This window comes from Gilliamella bombi (assembly GCF_900103255.1).
Lineage (GTDB): Bacteria > Pseudomonadota > Gammaproteobacteria > Enterobacterales > Orbaceae > Gilliamella > Gilliamella bombi.
Genome location: NZ_FMWS01000047.1, coordinates 3,379 through 5,182, shown reverse-complemented (window position 1 = coordinate 5,182; position 1,804 = coordinate 3,379). Strand labels below are relative to the sequence as shown.

At 49.6% G+C, this 1,804-nt stretch carries 1 rRNA gene; it reads left to right on the top strand.

Annotated elements, in window-relative coordinates:
- Positions 1 to 223 precede the first annotated feature (223 nt).
- Positions 224 to 1,761: ribosomal RNA gene (locus B9N71_RS09055) — 16S ribosomal RNA — on the top strand.
- Positions 1,762 to 1,804: the final 43 nt, after the last annotated feature.

Below are 1,804 nucleotides of genomic sequence, written 5' to 3'. Positions count from 1 at the left end.
AAAGGTTAGCGTAGTATACGCAACCCTTGAGACAGCGAACTAAATCAACGAAGGTTGATGAGTGATGTAAGCTGTTAGCTCTTTAAAAAGAAGAAACAGACAATCTGTGTGGGCACTTGCGAGACAAAAGATTAAAGTCTACGGACTAAAAAATTAAGTCTTGATAAGTGACACTGAAGATTCATTTGAATATGTCAGAGACAGTTATTGAGCATCAAACTTTAAATTGAAGAGTTTGATCATGGCTCAGATTGAACGCTGGCGGCAGGCTTAACACATGCAAGTCGAACGGTAACATGAGTGCTTGCACTTGATGACGAGTGGCGGACGGGTGAGTAAAGTATGGGGATCTGCCGAATGGTGGGGGACAACAGTTGGAAACGACTGCTAATACCGCATAAAGTTGAGAGACCAAAGCATGGGACCTACGGGCCATGCGCCATTTGATGAACCCATATGGGATTAGCTAGTTGGTGGGGTAATGGCTCACCAAGGCGACGATCTCTAGCTGGTCTGAGAGGATGACCAGCCACACTGGAACTGAGACACGGTCCAGACTCCTACGGGAGGCAGCAGTGGGGAATATTGCACAATGGGGGGAACCCTGATGCAGCCATGCCGCGTGTATGAAGAAGGCCTTCGGGTTGTAAAGTACTTTCGGTGATGAGGAAGGTAATGAATCTAATAGGTTTATTAATTGACGTTAATCACAGAAGAAGCACCGGCTAACTCCGTGCCAGCAGCCGCGGTAATACGGAGGGTGCGAGCGTTAATCGGAATGACTGGGCGTAAAGGGCATGTAGGCGGATAATTAAGTTAGGTGTGAAAGCCCTGGGCTCAACCTAGGAATTGCACTTAAAACTGGTTAACTAGAGTATTGTAGAGGAAGGTAGAATTCCACGTGTAGCGGTGAAATGCGTAGAGATGTGGAGGAATACCGGTGGCGAAGGCGGCCTTCTGGACAGATACTGACGCTGAGATGCGAAAGCGTGGGGAGCAAACAGGATTAGATACCCTGGTAGTCCACGCTGTAAACGATGTCGATTTGGAGTTTGTTGCCTAGAGTGATGGGCTCCGAAGCTAACGCGATAAATCGACCGCCTGGGGAGTACGGCCGCAAGGTTAAAACTCAAATGAATTGACGGGGGCCCGCACAAGCGGTGGAGCATGTGGTTTAATTCGATGCAACGCGAAGAACCTTACCTGGTCTTGACATCCACAGAATCTTGTAGAGATACGAGAGTGCCTTCGGGAACTGTGAGACAGGTGCTGCATGGCTGTCGTCAGCTCGTGTTGTGAAATGTTGGGTTAAGTCCCGCAACGAGCGCAACCCTTATCCTTTGTTGCCATCGATTAGGTCGGGAACTCAAAGGAGACTGCCGTTGATAAAGCGGAGGAAGGTGGGGACGACGTCAAGTCATCATGGCCCTTACGACCAGGGCTACACACGTGCTACAATGGCGTATACAAAGGGAGGCGACCTCGCGAGAGTAAGCGGACCTCACAAAGTACGTCTAAGTCCGGATTGGAGTCTGCAACTCGACTCCATGAAGTCGGAATCGCTAGTAATCGTGAATCAGAATGTCACGGTGAATACGTTCCCGGGCCTTGTACACACCGCCCGTCACACCATGGGAGTGGGTTGCACCAGAAGTAGATAGCTTAACCTTCGGGAGGGCGTTTACCACGGTGTGGTTCATGACTGGGGTGAAGTCGTAACAAGGTAACCGTAGGGGAACCTGCGGTTGGATCACCTCCTTACGAAGAGCTCGTAAGTGTTCACACAGATTGTTTGTTTAGAAGA